The sequence below is a fragment of the Leptothoe sp. ISB3NOV94-8A genome (genome assembly GCF_043421595.1).
GTDB lineage: Bacteria > Cyanobacteriota > Cyanobacteriia > Phormidesmidales > Phormidesmidaceae > Leptothoe > Leptothoe turfae.
The window spans coordinates 6,186,789-6,205,638 of record NZ_JAXSQW010000001.1 but is presented as its reverse complement, the minus strand read 5'-3'; the positions used below and the strand labels follow the sequence as shown (position 1 = coordinate 6,205,638).

The window sequence follows — 18,850 nt, the reverse complement described above, 5'->3', positions numbered from 1 at the left end:
TCCTCAGGGACTGTCTTGGCTACAGCCTCAGCATCCCCTGCAATCATCACGACCTACAGACCCATTTGCTGTAATCGATCAACAGCTTGGCGCACTTGTTCTCGAACCTTGTCAGCCAAACCAAACAGGGCGATTAGACGGGTCTCTTCCATAAAATGGAAAGATTTCATCCAAACTGCACATGTACGCGGCGAACTTTGATCACCTGTTGGTAAACGGCCTCCTTGTAGTCAGCAGGTGGCACCATCGAATCCAGTTCAGACATCAGCTGATCGCTAGATTGAATCTGGGTTCTCAGTAACCCCATCACATCCATATCAAACGTAAACTCAATCGATGTCAGTCCCCGAAAACGTTCGTTTAACACCGATTGCCATGTCGGCTCATAGACTAACCAGTGATATCCCTGGACGTTAATAGCATTGGGGGCCGTGAGGGGACGGGGGGCATACTCAAAGACCTTGCGATATCCCTCTTTATCCGCCACGGCTTCATCACCACTCACTGACTCAATAATAATTTGAGTGGCACCTAAATCACTTAATAGCGTGATCAGTTCTTGCTCTCGTTCCTCAAACAACATTGAAAAATAGTTGTTTACAGGGTAGTAAAGATGGCCCTTATCCTTAATGTTGTAGGGATAATGTCGATACATTTGTCCTGGGATCGGATGTTCAGGGGGAAAATGCACCTCAGCAGGTAAGTTATCAGGCGCAACCTGAGTGACCGATTGTGCATACCAGGGCGATAGATCCAGCTGGGCTAGCTGCTTAAACAGCAGTCGAGCATCGTGATTACGACGATTAATACGATTATCTAAACCAGGTTTCTCATACTGATGTTGAAGAAACGTATGAATTGTCCAAAATAGTGGAATGGCCGCCCCTGGTAGTGACAACGCGGTTAGTGTCGGCAATGAATTAATACTGGTCTCAGTGATAAAGGCCAAGGATTGGATCGCCTTTCTTAATTCAAGCTCCCCACGGGCAATCGATACATCTGTTTGTCCATTAAAAACAGCTTGATTAATCTGGCCAGGATCACCGGAAGCTTCACCATGGGCCAGTACGTATAGCAGAGGTTTAGACAACGACTGGTTCAAGGCTGCCTGGGCATTGACACCTGCTTTTTGATGTTTGTTTCGAAACATAGCCTACTACCACTAGCCTGACCATTGTACATTTAGAGTCAAACGATGGTTCTAGATCAAAGGACTGTTCAACAACAGAATCTTAATTAAGACTTTTTTGAAGATTACTTGCCATATTGACAGTCTGACTATCCTCAGTGTGAGGCTCCCATTCAAAGGTTTGGTCCGTTCCATCAATGTACTGGGTTTTCATTCTGATCGTTTGACCCATGAATTTAACCCTTGTAAAGAATCAGGCTTGAAATGTAAAAATCATCGTTTTCCCGAGGATTCGGTGGAGAAGACATGGTTTACACTTCTCAAGTTAGGAAAAAGTGGAACAATACTGACCCTATTAACGGCTGAGGTAACTACCCTTATGCAAGGCATTAAGCATCTATGGAGCCATTCTATAAATCGTAAGCTCAGATTTCTGGCCATTGCTCTTTTGGTGGCAGGCCTGTTTTCTGTCTCAAGTACGTTGGGCTCTTCACAAATATCATTGGCCCAGGCACCTACTGACATCGTGGCTAGCCCATGGCAGCCTAAAGTCGGCACCTGGCAACCAGTGCCATCCCACCGAGAAGATTATGGCAAAATCAAGGTGGTTTGGCTCCAGGGAACGCCCTACGAGATGGGTTACCAACAAGGCAGTCTACTCAAGGATGAGATTGCTTCTATGGGGCGTGAAGTGATTTCCTCCCTAAATTTTTTGGGTCGTGGATTGGCCCTTTCTCGGCTGGCTCGAAAACGGTCGTTTCCCGGTGTGGCAGAGGAATGTCGCGGTCTTGCTGACGGTGCAGAAGGGAGTGACCTCAATTATCACGGTTGCATGGTTCTGGCCCTTGGGGATGTGTATCAGGATTATTTCACACACTTGATCCCCAATGTTTTGTTTAATGTTGGCTGTGCTCACTTTATTACCTCTGGTAGCGCCACAGTAGATGGGAAAATGTACCACGGTTGGACTCTGGACAATGGAGAAGAGCCGATTCCCTACTGGATTGAGAACCCGACGATTATGATCCGTCAGCCCAATGAGGGAATTCCCCATGCGTTTATTGCGATTCCCGGTGTGGTGTGGCCCAATGCGGGGCTTAATGCAGAGGGCATCGTTGTATCTAACAACACGTCTCGCCCGGCGGATTATGAAGAGGTTTCACTGCAGGGGCGTAGTACGGTGCAGCTGATGGCCCAGGTGGCGCAGTATGCCAGCACCTACGACGAAGCTAAAGCGATCATGACTTCCCATGAGCGGATGCGGTCGAACCTGGTGATTATTTCCGACTATAAATCTAAGCAGGCGGGAGTGTTTGAACTGCTGGGGGATGAGATGGGGCTGCGGGAACTCAGTGATGATGGTGTGTTGTATATGACCAACCATTTTGCTGACCCAGATTATGTAGGTCGCGATCGCACCTATGGCGAGTCTAGTTTTAGTCGTTTCAAAAGTTTTCAGCAGCTGTTAGAGCCCGGTGGCTCCCGGTCGCTCTATGGCCAGATGAACCCTGAGACAGTGGTACAGGTACTGCGCGATCGCACCAATCCCAATACAGGTGAAGTCAGTGATCTATCGATCTATGACGACAACACCAGCATCGGCGGCAATGGCTCCCTCCGCCAGGTGGTATTTGACCCTGAAAGCTTACGGTTCTGGGTGGCCGCCGGAGACATCCCCATTCCTGAAAATCCCTTTACCTGTTTCTCGTTGGGCGAAATGCTCGGTCTGCCCAATGCTCAAGCCTGTACTGCCCCTGCCATTAATTAAGGAAGTTGACTATGGAACCTGACAAGTCAGGATTTGCGAGATTGTACCCTGATCTGCTTATTGTCAAAACGTTAGTGGCAGGTCTCATTACGGGCATTACCTTGGGCATTTCTCCCCTGTTTGGTGGAGTCGCCCAGGCCGCCGACACCGTTACTATGCAATTTCTTGATTTACGGGCTAGTTTGCCCGTCAGCGATCTCGAAAAATTTGCTGATGATGGCACCTTATCGCCAGCACTACAGAACTTTTTGGGGCGCACACCTATTCCAGTAGACGCCCTATCTGTTCTACTGGATGCCGCCATTCCTGACACGGGTATTCCCCTGGGGGATAGCGATATTCAGTTTCTCTTATATCAGCTCAACAAAATAGTAGGAAACCCTTCTATCCGGGCAGATTTGACCCCATTGGCCCAGGCGCTTAATTCTGCCTATTTGGACGATAATATGTCAATTCTGGAATTAATCAAGCGCTATCCCGAGGATGAGGTTCGCTTTGATATCCGAGAGCTAGGGATTGTTTATCGAGATGTCAACCTTTTTGTTGAAACGCTGACGCCTCTCTTTAACTTTTTTAGTGAGCTGCTGCCCGACTTGGTTTGTGACTGTGATGTTACAGACGTGGCTTATGCAGATTCTGTCCTGGCAACTCACTCTTGTAGTCCCTCAGAACATACTATCTCCGTGGCAAGAACTAAAGCCCTAGCCACGGTGGCTCAAGGATCTAGAACACCAGAGTCAGAGAGCCAGTTCCTTAGCCAGCAAACCAGCGATAGCGTCAATGAAACCTCACCCCAGCCAAGACATCCGGTGGAAGTCACCACCACCCTGGGGCCTTTGCTGATATCGATCTCGACGGATGAGTTGGTCACGTTTGTAGAAACCGGAGAACTGCCACCTAGCTGGCCCCTCTACATGAAGGTAGCTGGTGTGGACAAAGAGAATTTTCGTAAGATTCTCACGTCTGAATTTGAACTAGATCTACTGTCATTGGATCAGTTTCTCAACCAGTTATTGGGAGAATATATCTTGTTTCAGCTGGGACGGATTATTCATACCCCGTCTCGACAGGGCAATATCCAGGCATTGCGGGGGACAATTTTGCTATCGGCGGCGGATGACAACAAAGCATCACTACTGGAAATTTTGCAAAAATACCCAGCCCGAGAGTTGTTTGTCGATATTGCCACCCTCAGTCGGTTTGGTCGAAACCTTGATGCGAGGGGTGGCGTGGGCACGGCCACAGCGAGTCTTGAGGATCTCTTAGTAGAGATACAGGTTGCAGTGGCAGCCGATATTTGCGACTGCGATCGGCCAAGTGATCCCACTTTTGTCAGTGCTCATCATCAGTTAGTGCCCAATAGCTATCGAGTCGCGAACTTAACCGATCCAACCACAATCGTGCCGCCAACGGCCATTGGAGATCTGGTTTATCTTCATGGGGGCGAGCCCTGGGAATTTGTCACCTCAAAGCATGATGTTGGCCCCCACCATTACATCAGTACCTATCGAGAGGCCATCGAGAAAGAAGTTGAGACAAATCAGCCGCGAAATTTCCCAGTTTCTGGGGTTAATTGAGTTGGTCGGCACACGTTCTCAAGTCTTCTTTCTCTATCTGCTAGTTGATCAAGGGGCTGTTCCAGTTGGCATCAACTTGATCCCGGCAGCAATGCCTTGGCTCAGTGTAAAACTTTATTCTCAGCTTACACAAACGTCTAAACGCCAAAAGCTAGGGAAACTTAGCTTTGAACTTTGCCCATTTCACCCAAGGTATATACAGTGGTTTGAGCCGTGCGTCCCCGCAGTTGAATTTGAGCTTTCTCAGCAATAACAGCGTACTGATCCGCCACATGTTGATAAGTGGCCTCGCTCATCAAAATTGGATACGGAGAGTTTTTAGTGAGCTGCTTGGTCATATCTTGCAACCTTGCTGCAATATTGACAGTGTCACCAAAGAGAGAATAGTTAGCTCGATAGCGACTGCCGACGGTCCCTGCCACTAAGGCACCTGTATGTAACCCGATGCCAAATCTCACGGTGGGTAATCCTTGAGCCGTAAACTCTTGATTTAAATCTTTTAATCTTTCTACCATGGCCATACTTGCACCAACGGCGGCTAGAGCATCTTGCTGAACAGCATCCTTACCTGATCGTGATACTGGTGCACCGAATGCTGCCATAATAGCATCACCAATATACTTATCGACGACGCCACCATGGGCCATAATGCACTCAGTCATCACCTCAAAATAACGATTTAACCACGAGAGTAATTGGTCAGATGGCAATGTCTCAGCAATTGTTGTAAAACCACGAATATCAGTAAATAATAAGGTGGCAGTCAATTCTTGGGAGTGAATTTGTCCTTTAGTCAATAGTTCTTCTTTATGCTGCCAGATGAAGTTGGCCATCTCTGGAGATAAACTAATGGCAAAGAGATCGGTTAATGCTTGACGCTCTCGTTGTTCTGCCACTTGGAGGAACATCATACCTAACAGTGTTGTGCCGATGGGGGCAGCCATCGGTAGCCACAAACCGGCTATAAAGCCAAGGTAAGTGATGACGAACCACGCAGGAATCAAGGCTATTACAAAGATGAGACGTCCCCAAAGCCGCATAGGTTTTAATATCAGGCTACTACCCATGGCACTCAGCATGATTAAGGCGAGGGTCCAGCCTTGGGGGAGTCGATTGAGAAAACGATTGTTTAATAAGTTGTCTAAAAGAGCTGCATGTAAATATACTCCAGACGTGGGAATATCTTGTTCAAAGGGAGTTCTAATAGGATCTTCCACTGTGCCCACCACCCCAGTAGCCGTGTAGCCTACTAAAACAATTTTATTTTGAAGTTGATCAATAACAGCACTACCATTTAAGATCTCTGAGAAAGAGAGTGTTTTTAGCCCTTGGGGAGATTTCTGGCCTTTGCCAGGACGTGTCAGTCCTGGCCAGTTAATCAGCATGGATTGAGTTTGATCAAACTGCTCAGGATGCTCTAAAAACTGAACTGATTGTTCTGATAATGTGGTGGGGGTCTCTGTGATGAGTTGTGCCAGATTCTGTTGATAGACGTCCAGCAGGGCAATGGCAAAGCTAGGGGCAAATGATGTTTGATGTCTCTCGTAGAGAAACCCTTGACGACTGAGTCCATCTAGATCTGGTGTATGTTTGACGTGCCCTAATTGGAAGAACCCTTGGGCAGGTGTCGTCAGGGTAGGCGTAACCTGGATGCTGTTACCTTTGCCATCTCCGCCAACGGCCAGAACAACATTGCTACTAAAGCTGATGCTCTCTGCTAGCTGTGCATCTTCAGGGGTGGCTTCTGGCATGAGGATATCGAACCCCACAGCCGCTGGTTGCGCTACCATTAAATGATCTAGCAAGGTGGCGTAGAGGTCGCGAGACCAGGGGTATGGACCATAGGCTGCCAAACTGTCATTATCAATGGCAACCACGACAATCCGATCATCCCACTGGAGTGCTCCAATGCGATCGCGTGTTAGGAAAAGGCCAGTATAGGCCATTTGCTCTAGGGGCTCCCACAGACCTAAGCCAAAGAGGCTTACGCCTAGGCCTGCTGCTGCCAAACTTGGGCCTAAGAACATATTGACCCAGTGCGATCGCGCCTGACCGACCCCGTTGCGAATGTTATCCTGAACCTGCTGCAAAAACTGCCTCATAGTCCATCATTCAGAGAACTGTTCCCATCGGTGCTGGATGTCTTTGTTTCAATCATTGGATAACCAGGGCAGCATTCGATGTGTGCGAGATTCACCAACCGCGTTTTGAACTGTCAAAATAACAGGCTGGTTACGACTAGATAACTCCAGTTTTTGCTCAAAATGTCCAGTACGACTCACCGATAGTGCTTCTCCCAGGGCCAAGAGAGTATTGGCTGCATCAATCCGACCAGCCATATAAAAGTGATCATCTCTCCACTCATAAAGTTCCCATTGAATATCCAATTTACGATCTAGGGAACGGGCAGGTGTGGGGGGCTCCCCTGGATGAATGATTGAAACCATGCCTGCATCGACTGGTACAGCTACATTTTGAGCACTGGCCTCCACTTGCCCTTCTAGGGTAGCCACATTAGTCTGTCCCGCATCATCGACTGAAACTCCAAATTCTGTGCCTCGTACTGCCGCCACACCACTAGGCGTATGTAGTTCTAGGCGTGAGTTTGGGTGAGTAAATCGTCGGACCTGTAGTCTTGCCTGACCCTGAGGGACATCGATAACAGTTGTTTTGCTACCGTCCGATAAAACAGCTAGCTGTCGGATAGTAAGCCGTGTATTTTGAGCGACGGCAATCGTGCCAATACCATCATCGGCTGATAGGTGCGCGCTGGAGCGATTGCCTGTAATTAACCCATGCCCTACAGCGGTTAAATGATCGCCTATCTGGGCATTCTTACGACCACCTGCTAATGTGGTCACGTTACCGGAGATGCGCTCTACTCGTAACCATCGTTCTGCTGCCGACTGAGCTTTCCATGCGGGTATGAGGGTGATGCTAATGGCCGTTGTCGCCACTAGAGAGCCTAAAATGACCTGCTTCAATCGTTTGGGTCGCAGCATAAGACGCACGTTCATATTTGTATATCTGCTTGTACTCATAAGCAAGAAATAGTAAGAGAGCTCGCTAAGGCTCTCCACTATTATTTATGCCCCACCGTTATTTCTAAAGCCCCGTGGGTAGTCTAGAATCCGGACTATTTTTTTACTTTTATGTTCTAAGAGTTTTTGTATGGACCTAATTCAAAGGCATACAGGCTGTTTGCGTAAATAAATAAATAGGGATGAGGAATCAGCCATATGCCTTTCTGAAATCTGTACTTTGGCGCTTATCAGATGCTCAAGCAGTTTTCCAATAGGATGTAATCTGGCTAGTCCAATCACTTTAAATCAGTATTAGCAGTATTAGCAGTATTCGTTGAACCCGTTATTGAGATTGAGCCATGCCTTCATGAATTGCTAGTTGTTTCCAGCTGCCAGGGCCAACTTCTTTTTCAAACTCATAGGCAACCCAATCGTCTCGTCTACCTAAACGACGAGCGCTTTTTCTGAGATAGTCGAGAATAGTGAGTTGTTGTTCCCAACTGGGGCGATGGCCATAGATAGACCCACGACACCATTCTGCTTGGGCTTTACGCCCCGTATGTTCAAAAAAAGAACGCTCAGCCCAGGTAGGTGCATAGTTACTTTTAAAGGCTCGTCGACGATGGCCGTGAAACAGTTGCACCAGGGTGGGAATGTCGTTGATTTGATGGGCTTGCTGAGATGAATATATCTGCACCATGTCTTCTAGCATAATGGGCCGATCGTTGACCCACTGGTGACCACACTCAGGGCATTTAACAATAAAGGAATAGACAATCAGACCACAGGCAGGACAGGGTTTAGTGGGGGCAGGACCACCCTGACCAGAGGACTGACTGCGGGTGGGTAGGGTATACTCACGAATGTCTTCGGGAAAGCCCAGACGCTCTAAATTACCGGCCTGGTCCAGAATAATGCCATAACGTTTGCCGGTTTGTGGGGAAATCCGCATCACCCGTCCCAACTGCTGAAAGTGCAGTGCACTGGATTTGGTAGGGCGTAGCATTAAACCGACTTCCACACTGGGCTCGTCAAAGCCGATGCTAATAACGTTGCAAGAGGTCAAAACGAGTAGTTCTGCCTGGCCCAGGGCATCGTAGAGGCGCTTGCGTTCTTTTATGGGTGTGTTGCCATCGACCGTATCCGCTGAAATGCCTGCCTTGCGAAACTCTTTGGCTACGTTGCGAGCATGTTCCACATCAACACAGAAGGCAATGGTGCGTTTGCCGGGCACCAGACGCTGCCATTCTTCAATGATACGTTCTACCAATTCGGGGCGATCGCACGCGGTCTTGAGATCTTTCTCATCATAGTCACCGCCCTTGGTACTGACCTTTTCCAGGTTAGCCATGCTGTCCATGGGCATACTGAAATACTTGAGGGGAGCCAGGTAGTTCATTTGCTGTAGCTCGCTGGGCACAGGCGATGCCACTAACGTGTCAAGCACATCCCCTAACTGCTCTCTGCCCAGGCGTAGAGGGGTGGCTGTCATCACCAAATGCACGGCATCAGGGTGGGTTTTGTGCATCACCTGTTTACCAATTTGGCTAAACATGGTGATGTGTCCCTCATCGTAAAACACGACATCGGCAGGCCAGTTCTTCCACCAACGCCGCTTGGCCATGGTTTGAATACTGGCAATTTGAATGGGAGCCTCTGGATTTTCTGGCCAACCTGCTTTGATAAACCCGCAGTCCAATCCAAAGGACTGCATTTTCTCGTAGGTTTGCCCCACAAGTACATCCAGGTGCACCAAAAACATCAGTTTACGACCGGCTGACTCAGCATGGGCACAAATTTGCCCACTGATCACGGTTTTGCCTGCGCCTGTGCCAGCAATAATGGCAATGCGGCTGTAGCCCTCATTCAGTTTTCGATAAAGGTCGTTAACCAGGTCTACCTGATAGGGACGTAGCTTAGGTGGGGCAGCCTGGATTTTAGCTGGTGGGGCGTCATCCGCAGTGGGATCAGCGGTAGGTTGATTTTTGGGTGGCACCTCGGCCATAGGCATTATTGACTGATTTGTTCGCTCTTCACAGGGTAATGCATCTTGTGAGAGACGGGAGCATGATGGGCCTGAAATCGTTGGATCAAAGCTGATCGATAAATGTAAGTAAGACTTTTTGATGGGGGGCACCCAGGGGTCTGTCTTCGCCTAGCTTCGGGGCGTATTTATAGCCACGTTGCACATCTTCAATGGTGCACAAACCCAGGTCTTGGCCTTCATTCAGCGTCAGGTCTGCAACGGACACGGTTAATTCGGTGTGGTAAAAGTGACGAACAACGCGCTCATCTTCACTCCTTTCAAATAACGTGATTGTTGTGGGCGTATAGTCAATCTCTTCTTGGAGCTCTCTTAGCACACCAGTCTCAGGATCTTCGCCGGGGTCTAGATGCCCACCAAAAAAGCCCCAGTGACCAGGAAATAGAATCGTTGGTAGATCGTCCCGTAGTTGCATCAGAAACCTATCGTTTTGATAGATGATTGCCATCGCAACCTCAACTTTACCACCAGTCATCGAGTGCTTTCTCCCTTGAAGTCAGCCTTTAGAGTACCTCGATTTACCTAAAACTATAGGCCTAGAACTATAGGCCTCAAACTATAGGATGGCCACAGGGCAATCAGCTCAGTTTGGTGGATATCTGGCAACCGGAGTTATCTTAATTTCTCATAGGCCATGCGTGTACCCTGAACACGGGCTGTAATTTTTGCAAAGGCGGTCTCTCGACTGGTAACGACGTCATCACTAAAGGGAGAAAAACCACAATCATCGGTCGTACCGAGCTGATGGATGGGAATGTATTTTGCGGCCAATAAGATGCGATCGCACACCGTTTCCACAGACTCAATCTCTTCATTCACCACATCAATAACCCCCACATAGACCCGTTGATTAGGACGTAAATTCTCCCCGATAATCTGCAAAGACTTTTCAGGGTTCGCTTCGCTGGCCATCTGCATGTAAAAATTACCTGCATTTAGCCTCAATAACAGGGGAATCAACTCACCATAATCCACATCAGCACTATGGGTTGAATCATGGTCACCCCCCGGACAGGTATGTACCCCAATGCGTTGACGCTCATCTTCATCAAAATGGGAAAGCACCTGATTATTCAGCTCAATAAATTGTTGCAATAACTGCTTTGATGGATCTAGTTTGACCGCTAGACGCCCCTCGGTAAAGTCAATTTGTACCTGGTGTGCGCCGTTGTCAAAACAGCTACGGATATCGGCAACAGCCTCCTGGATCAAATCAGACAAAAACTGCTCCCGTGGATAATCAGGAAGACCAGCCTCTGGGTAAAGCAGACTCATCGCTGAGGCAGCAATAACAGCCTGTTTCACTGGACGAGTGGCAAACTTCCTGACACGGGGCAAATAGGAGCCTGCATAGTTGGCATATTTGAAGGGTCCCTGCGTTAAGCGGGGCAGTTGCCGAATATGGCCATCCTCAAAGGGGATAATCATGCCATCGGCGGCCAGGTTATTCAGCCCCTCAAGGGGATAGGTAACAAAGCTAGATTTTGTCTGTTCACCATCACTGACCACAGGAGAACCAGTGGCTTCAAACTGTTCAATGGTGTCACGCACTGCCTGGTCGAATAAGGTATCCAAGTCTTCGGGGGTCATAGTCCCTTGCTGGCAAGCGACCATAGCATCTTGTAACTCGCGAGGGCGAGGGATACTACCGACGGGTTCGGTAGGAATTCCTGCTAACGGGAAGTCGTTACTAGGGGGTCGGGGGCTCATGGACCAGTCTCCTGAGTAGATGGCAATGTAGATGGCAATATTATTCTGAGCCGTTAAATATTAGCTAACTTTACAAGTGTTGGCAGTCTCTTTAGGGAGTAAATCTCAAATCTCTCTGAATTTTTCACCTTCAGTTCGACGCAGGTCTAATGATACTGTGCCGGGTGTGAAATAATATTCACCGGCCAATCTCAGTTCAAAGTCAAGCCCAGCCATTAAACGGGCCTCCATAGTTTGATTATCTAGATCAACATCTTAGTCTTGCCTACTATGGGTGTGTTTGAAAAAGCAGTTGCTCTCATGAACGATACTTTTGTTGCTAATGATTAAGCTTAGCTGACAGCATAAATGCAACCGTTTGCCCTGTGGATACCATAGAAAAGTCTATCTCCCCCCATGGCCACAGTTTATGGCAGACTTCAAAGATGTATTCATCTCCTACGGGCGTCCTGACAGTAAGGGATTTGCAATTAAGCTAAAAGCCCGTTTAGTAGAAGAAGGCTTTAATGTTTGGCTAGACTTAAACGATATTCCCCTGGGCGTTGACTTTCAAAAATACATTGATCAAAGTCTGCATAAGGCGCACAATGTTATCTTTATCATTTCTCCCCACGCCGTTAACTCGAAATATTGTGGCTTAGAACTTGAACGGGCACTCCAGTTTAAAAAACGGATTCTTCCACTGCTACATATCGATGAAATATCACGCGAGACCTGGCAACAAAGAAATCCACAGGAAACAGAACAGGATTGGTTGCAGTATCAAGCTGAGGGACGCCACTCTTGCTATCCCAATATGCACCCAGCGATCAAAAAGCTTAATTGGGCATTTTTTCAAGACGACAAAAATGATTTTGAACTGGCACTACAAGATTTGGTAGCCTTACTCAAAACAGAAATTGACTATGTGCAACAGCATACTCAATTGCTCAATCAGGCATTGACATGGTTGGAACACCAGAACCAGACACGCTATCTCCTTACCGGAAAAACCTGCCAAACGGCCACAGAGTGGTTAACTCGTAATAATGAATTAGTGTCTTGTGAACCGTCAGAATTGCACTGTGAATTTATTACCCAGAGCATCAAAAACACCCAAAATTTGATGTGTCAGGTTTTCCTCTCCTATGCAGAGGAAGATGGGGAAAATGCCATCAAAATTCGTCGTAGTCTCACTCAAAGAGCATTTACAGTGTGGACTAGTCGTACCGATATTGTTACCGGGGAAGACTTTCTATCGGCGATCCACCGTGGCATTGAGCAAGCGGATAATCTCATTTATATGATTTCACCTGAGGCAATGGTGTCTAAATACTGCCAAGATGAGCTGAACTATGCGCTATCGTTACATAAGCGCATTATTCCAATTCTGGCTTGCCCCACAGATATTGCGCAGATTCCAGAGGTAATACGCGCCATACAATACATTGATCTGACGGATAATGTTAGAGAAGAAGATTACTTGTTAGATGAGAGTCAGCTCTTACAGGTGCTTAAACATGAGGCTACCTACCATGAAGAGCATAAGACTTTATTAGTAAAAGCACTGAAGTGGCAACGTCAAGAAGATAATCCCAGTATTTTGTTAAAGGGCCATAGCATTAGCCACTATGTGACCTGGCTTAAACTGGCTAACCAGCGGCCACTATATGGCCCAACTGAGTTGCAGAGAGATTTTGTGGGGGCGAGTGCGCAACAGTCACCGGATGTGACTTTGGATGTTTTTATTGCGTCGGCTGCAGCCGATCTGGACTTTGCCCGAAAATTAAATGAAACGCTACAGGTGCAAGGGCAGTCCACCTGGTTTGAGCAAGAAAGTGTAGTGCCTGAGTCAGACTTTGAAGAAGAACTCAAGGCCGGGATTACCGCATCTAAAAATATTGTCTATATTCTGTCGCCAGATGCAGTTGCTTCAGCCAAATGTAAGAGCATGATTGATTATGCACTGGCTTTCAATAAACGACTTTTAGTGATTCTTTATGGAGAAACCCAAGATACCAAATTGCCTGCATCCCTAAAAGAGTTTCCACGGTTTGATTTTAGACAGCAGGATGGGGATTTCTTAAGTAACTTTGGTCGACTCTACCGTGCCCTTGAAAGTAATCCTCAGCATATTCATGAGCACACGCGTTTACTGATCAAGGCGACAGAGTGGGAACAAGAAAATCAAGATGATGACTTTTTGTTGCGGGGACGACGGCTCACGGCTGCTGAAGCCTGGTTGAGCCAGGCACATCAAAATATACCTCAACCAACAGAACTACAATGCCGCTATATCAAGGCCAGTCGGGAATTACCATTACGAAGAATTCGGCCTATTTCTGTTGCTTTATGGAGTATAGCGACTGGTTTATTGGTGGCGTTTGCCCGTATGGTCGGTCTGTTTCAACCTATTGATTTAGCGGTCTATGATCATTTGCTACGGCAGCGACCTGATGAACATCTAGATGACCGATTTACATTAATTGAAGTGGATACCAGTAGTGGTAAATATTTGCGAGATAAGCTAGTTAATAAAGACTATCAGCCTGGGATCGGTACGATTCCAGATCAAGCATTATTAGATGTCTTAGACAAATTAGAAGTCTATTCTCCCAGGTTAATTGGCTTGGATTTTTATCGAGATTTTCAAACTGATCTGCCTCGACTTGCCCAGAAACTACGCAACACTGAAAACTTGATCGGTATTTGTAAAGCCCAAGCAGGGGAGGCCGATGCGTTAGCAGCAGCAGGACAACCTGACGATCCTAATTTACAGGGTTTCCATCCCATTTATGAGGTTTTACCTCAAGATTATCCGAATCGCATTGGGTTTAACGATTTGCTTGATGATGGGGATCTGCGGGTGCGGCGTCATTATCTATGGAAAACAGAAGATGCTGAATTTTGTGATGTGCAACAGGCTTTTAGCTTAACCCTGGTCCGTCGCTATTTAGAAGGTGAAGGGGTGGCGTTTACCGCCCCTGCGTCCTATGGGCAGCATGGCAGGATATTTCTGCAACCTCACAGCATGCGGGTTGGTAATGTCGGGGTGCCACAACTGAGGCCAGGAGGTCGTGCAGCTGGCTTATATTTTGACTCTACGAACCTCAAGGGGTACCAGACACTGCTTAACTTTCGCACAGTGGATGGTCACCCTGAAAAGTTTGCTGTGTCAATACCCTTGCAGGATGTTTTAGAGGGAGATCTTGAGCCTGACCTGATTCGCGATCGCATTGTTCTGATCGGCATTACTGATCTCTCAGAAAACGCGGATGTTTGGAATACGGCCTATCAGGATATGCCTGGTGTCATTATCCATGGACAAATGGCGAGTCAGTTGATTAGCGCTGCCTTAGATGGTCGACCGTTAATTTGGTGGCTGCCGTTGGATAGAGAAGTGCTGTGGATTGTTGCTTGGTCAGCCTTAGGTGGCTTAATCGCATGGGGGTTTTATCGTCCGCTACCCCTGGTGTTAGCCATGGGGGGGGGTGTTTTAGTCATCTATGTGCTCAGCTGGGGAGTGATGATTACCTTCGCGGGATTTTTACCCATGGTGCCTGCGATTTCAGCTTTATTAGGTACCGGTAGCATCATTCTTTATTACAACTATCGCTTGCGGAAAGTCTGATTGATCAACTGTAATTAATGGTGCTCTAGCCTTAATTAGCATTGATTAGACAGTGGCTTCATCAGTGCAGGGAGACATCTAGATGAATCGACCGCCATCGCAATATACGCAAACGCTTAAAGGTCTGCTCAGCATAGGGTTAAGCCTAACGCTACCATTGACAATGGTGTCGCCAGCCCAAGCAGGTTTAATTGACCGAATCACCTCCATTTTTCGGCCTAATTCTGAGTTGGGTAATGCAACAGGTACCCGTCGAGGTGGGGGCACTCGGGATATTTGTGAGGTGCCAACGCCGAGTGTTGGTCAGGCTAGGGTCAATACTCCATCGATAGATGATCTGTTTGAAGATGATGCCGTCACGTCTGCAGACACTGAGACTAGCGAGGAGACGATGGCACAATCTCCTGAGTCCTCAGCGAACCCTGAAGAGCCTCCGGTTCTAGTGGCATTTGTACCCGCAACAACGGCTCCTGATCCAACATCGTCTGCCCAAGAGCTATTGTTGGAGGGGAAAACCTTAAATGCCCATCCCCGCTTGGGCTTATATGTTCCTTTTTCCAAAATAGAAGATACAGCTATCCTGGAACTCTCGATTGCAGATAATGACGATGAGAATCGACAATTCTTAGTGGAACGTCTATCCCTAGAACTTCCGCAAAATCCTGGCCTAGTGACCATTGCGTTGCCTGAGTCGCAACCGGGTCTACAACCCAACCGTGTGTATTACTGGACGGTTGCCTTGCGCTGTCGTGGTGAAGGTGCGGATGATGCCAGAACATTGCAGGAGGTGAGCGGACTGATTTCGCTGACCTCTGATGCTGCAATCTCGTCGTCCTCTGACGATTATTCTGTTTATCTAGAGCATGGTATCTGGTACGACATGGTGGCCCAGTTAATTGCCCACCGCGATCAGTATCCAGACGAGTGGTCTGAGTTTTTAGAGTATTTTGGCCTGACAGATGAAACGGTTGATCCTCAGATAATTCCAGGGCTGGCTCCCTTAGCTGAGTAAATAATCCCTCAGGAGATTGTACCTAACGCCAACTGCCTACCAGCACATAGGGAGCCCAATATCTAGGTGTCGTGTACTCCTCTTTTAACGTTAGCTGAGCCTGTTGCAGAGCAACGGCACGACTGGTATCGGGTTGTTCTAGATGCTGATAAAAGGCCTCAGCGAAGGGGACGCTGGCGGCATCATCTACACTCCATAGGGCAGCGATCGCACTACGGGCACCAGACTGCACCGTGGCTCCCGCTAGCCCCAGCACGGCTCGATTATCACCAGTGGCCGTACGACAAGCGCTAAAGATAATCAACTCAATGGGGTTTTGAATGGCTTGGGTATTGCGAAATAGGGCATTTAATTCATCGACTGGAAGGCGTTCATCATCGGCCAAAATATAGGTGTCTTCTCGATTTGAGGCAAATTGACCATGGGTGGCAAGATGCACAATCTGATAGTTGGCATCATTTAACTGCTGGTTAAAGGTCTCTCGGGTAAAGTCCTCTTCCTGCAATAGCTTGACAGAGGCTCCACTCGTTTGGATTTTTTCTAATTCAGCAGTGACATTGGGGAGGACATAGTCTTCAAATGGGATGGGTGGGTTTCTTACACCAGCGGCTAGAACTTTTAAGTCGGCACCGTTGGGTAACGTGGTTGACTCTCGTACTTCAATGCCTAGATTGAGTGCGATCGCATATTCCTCAAGCAAATAGTTCTCACCATCGTACAAAGTCCCGAGGGGAATGGCTCGAAACGGACCATCTAACACAAAAACCAGCGTTTTAGATGAACTGTTAGCTAAAGCATTTTCCAAGGCGATTGCCAGGGTTTGAGGCTTTGTCTGGGGGCCAATCTCAGTGGCTTCAAATAGGTAGGTGTACAGCCGTTCACTAGCACGTTCAAATTGTCGCACTGCTCCTGGATTAGAGGAATCTAAATTTCTGCGAATTTGACTTAGTAATTGTTCAATATCTGCCTTCTCTACATTGCTGGAGAAACGTTGAAGGGTATAATCCTCGGTTAGTTCTGATGTCGTGTTGGCCTGCTGAACTGTTTGATCGACCATGGGCAGCTGCAAGACCACTTCTAACCGGTGTTCGAGCAAAATTGGGTATATGCCTGCATCTCCTGGCTGTAGGGTTTTACCTAGTTCAGTTGTGGTGTCGACACAGGCAGCTTGAAAAAAGTTCTCCAGCTCCGCCACCTGCAAGGCATCCATGACCTTTCGCACCAGGTCCAAATCTTGTTGAGACGTTTGAACCCCATCAGCATTAGCTTTGCTTTGTTGAGACCTGGTAGGGGGTAAAAGCAGCGCTACCAATTCACGATAGATGGGTTCAATGTTGTCTCTAAAGTAAAAGCGCTGATCGGAATTGACGGCGATCAAATCAGAGCGGAGAGTTTGCAGGGTGTCAAAGGCACCTCTGTAAGCTGCGATCGCACCGTCTCTATCCCCTTGTGCCGTTAACAATCGCCCCAGCTGATGCTGCCACTGATAGCTAATATCCCGAGCCCCGATGGCTTGGGCTTGGGATAGGGCCTGCCGTGTCAGAATGGTGGCGGTTTCTAGATAGGCGTTTTGCCGAGGCCCTTGAGAATCTTTACTATACAGTCCATAAAGCTGGCCTTGATGCCCCAAAACAGAGGATAGGGCACGTTTATCGTCTAGCTGTCTCGCCTGGGCTTCTGCAGTTTTTAGCAGGGCTAAGATTTCTGTGCCATCAATGGCCAATGGCTGATTCTGTTGCCATTTCATTTGTTGCCATTTTAGTAAGCTCTCTGCCAGGTTTACATGGGCGTAGACCGTCTGTCTTCCGGGCCTAAGGATGCTGAGCTGCGTCTTAGCGGTGTCATAGGACGTTTGCAATGCTGTTGGCTCCAGCGCTGTTTGTAACTCGCGCTGCTGATCTGTGGATAACCCTTTAGCCTCAGACAACCAGTCACGAATATCAGCATTAACCTTGAAACTCAGCTGATTGAGAAGCGCTTGCAATGCTAATGGACGATTACTCGTCTCATTGATCACCTGGTCATAGATGAATAGGGTGTTTGAGAAATTTTTATACGCTTTCTGATGGTCAATGGTAGGTTGACTAATATCTTTAAAAAACTGGTGACGATAAAAATTGCCCAAGCTTAATGTCGCAGCAGCTGTAATATCTGTTCGATTTAACTCTCGACCAATGTTTAAACTCTCCTTAAGCAAAGATTGCACTGAGCGTGTTTGTTGTTCGTTAGAAGAGTCGCTCTTATGGAGAGAGATTTCTGAGGCACCTGTCATCCATAAAACATCGGCTAGCTGACGCAATGCGATCGCCTTCTCTCTCCCGTCTGAGGTTGGTTGCTCCCGCAAAGATTTTGCCACATCCACCAGGATAACCTTGACCTGCTGAAATAGGCCCAGGGTTTGGAGCGAACGGGCCTGTTTAATCTGGCTTAGAGCTGCCCGGTTGGGTTGATCGAGCTGGGTATAGAGTTGGGCTGCTTGTTCCCAACTGGTGGCCGCTGCCGCAGCTTGGCCCCTAGCCAGTTGCAACTGTCCCTGCACGTCTAAAGCCTGGGCTTGAATAGCCGCTTGATGGTCAGCATTGGACACCTCGATACGCTCAAACGCCATTTTCAGGGCGTCAGTAGCCAGCTGCCAATTACCCAGCTGTTGATGGGTTAGAGAGAGGTTACTCAGGGCAATGGCTTGGTTGATCGAGTCGCCCTGTTGACTGACCGTTTCTAGAACAGTGGCCGCAGCGTTATAGCAGCCTGATTCGTAGAGGGTTTGAGCCTGGGACAGGGATAAATCACTGTCGGGAATAGTGCAGTTGATGACTCCCTGTTCGCTGTTCCCATTAACTGTTATTTGGGCGGCGGTGCGTCCTGTGCCTAGGGTTAGCCATAGGATCAAACAACCAATGAGTACGTATCGCAGATTTGCCATGGCCATCGCTTCTCAACTCATTACAACAGGTCTGAGGAACACGCTCTAATAGCC

The 18,850-nt window shown here is 47.9% G+C and carries 11 protein-coding genes; 4 read left to right on the top strand and 7 right to left on the bottom strand.

Annotated features, from left to right (window positions below):
* Nucleotides 1-166: 166 nt before the first annotated feature.
* On the bottom strand, nucleotides 167-1,150 hold the full coding sequence (locus tag SPB21_RS26605) for a hypothetical protein (RefSeq protein ID WP_499868093.1): 984 nt from the start codon (nucleotides 1,148-1,150) through the stop codon (nucleotides 167-169).
* A gap of 274 nt (nucleotides 1,151-1,424) precedes the next feature.
* Between SPB21_RS26605 and SPB21_RS26600 the strand changes: the two genes are divergently transcribed.
* Nucleotides 1,425-2,897: a C45 family autoproteolytic acyltransferase/hydrolase gene (locus tag SPB21_RS26600; RefSeq protein ID WP_499868092.1), complete on the top strand. Its 1,473-nt coding sequence runs from the start codon at nucleotides 1,425-1,427 to the stop codon at nucleotides 2,895-2,897.
* A gap of 11 nt (nucleotides 2,898-2,908) precedes the next feature.
* Nucleotides 2,909-4,474, top strand: a complete 1,566-nt coding sequence (locus tag SPB21_RS26595; RefSeq protein ID WP_499868091.1) for an alpha/beta hydrolase — start codon at nucleotides 2,909-2,911, stop codon at nucleotides 4,472-4,474.
* Nucleotides 4,475-4,635: 161 nt separating this feature from the next.
* On the opposite strand, the gene SPB21_RS26590 is transcribed toward SPB21_RS26595, so the two are convergent.
* The 5 genes from SPB21_RS26590 to SPB21_RS26570 all read right to left on the bottom strand — a co-directional run bounded on the left by SPB21_RS26590 (nucleotide 4,636) and on the right by SPB21_RS26570 (nucleotide 11,251).
* The gene (locus SPB21_RS26590) at nucleotides 4,636-6,576 is read right to left on the bottom strand and encodes a CHASE2 domain-containing protein (RefSeq protein WP_499868090.1); all 1,941 of its coding nucleotides are present in this window, start codon (nucleotides 6,574-6,576) and stop codon (nucleotides 4,636-4,638) included.
* A 48-nt stretch (nucleotides 6,577-6,624) separates the two neighbouring features.
* A complete protein-coding gene (locus SPB21_RS26585; protein ID WP_499868089.1) occupies nucleotides 6,625-7,491 on the bottom strand; it encodes a FecR family protein in 867 nt (288 codons plus the stop codon).
* Nucleotides 7,492-7,840: 349 nt separating this feature from the next.
* On the bottom strand, nucleotides 7,841-9,502 hold the full coding sequence (locus SPB21_RS26580; RefSeq protein WP_163702084.1) for a DEAD/DEAH box helicase: 1,662 nt from the start codon (nucleotides 9,500-9,502) through the stop codon (nucleotides 7,841-7,843).
* 85 nt (nucleotides 9,503-9,587) lie between these two features.
* Entirely contained in the window at nucleotides 9,588-10,016 is a 429-nt protein-coding gene (locus SPB21_RS26575; RefSeq protein WP_163668450.1) for an NUDIX hydrolase, read from the bottom strand.
* Nucleotides 10,017-10,153: 137 nt separating this feature from the next.
* Nucleotides 10,154-11,251 (bottom strand): cobalamin-independent methionine synthase II family protein, encoded by a 1,098-nt coding sequence (locus SPB21_RS26570; protein WP_499868088.1) that lies wholly within the window; start codon nucleotides 11,249-11,251, stop codon nucleotides 10,154-10,156.
* 409 nt (nucleotides 11,252-11,660) lie between these two features.
* On the opposite strand from SPB21_RS26570, the gene SPB21_RS26565 reads away from it, so the two are divergent.
* Both SPB21_RS26565 and SPB21_RS26560 read left to right on the top strand, forming a co-directional pair.
* Complete coding sequence (locus SPB21_RS26565; RefSeq protein WP_499868087.1) at nucleotides 11,661-14,861, top strand: TIR domain-containing protein; 3,201 nt, start codon at nucleotides 11,661-11,663, stop codon at nucleotides 14,859-14,861.
* A gap of 82 nt (nucleotides 14,862-14,943) precedes the next feature.
* Nucleotides 14,944-15,873, top strand: coding sequence for a DUF928 domain-containing protein (locus SPB21_RS26560; RefSeq protein WP_499868086.1), 930 nt, complete (start codon nucleotides 14,944-14,946; stop codon nucleotides 15,871-15,873).
* A gap of 22 nt (nucleotides 15,874-15,895) precedes the next feature.
* Here SPB21_RS26560 and SPB21_RS26555 read toward each other — a convergent pair whose 3' ends face one another.
* Complete coding sequence (locus SPB21_RS26555; protein WP_499868085.1) at nucleotides 15,896-18,796, bottom strand: CHAT domain-containing protein; 2,901 nt, start codon at nucleotides 18,794-18,796, stop codon at nucleotides 15,896-15,898.
* Between the last annotated feature and the right edge of the window lie 54 nt (nucleotides 18,797-18,850).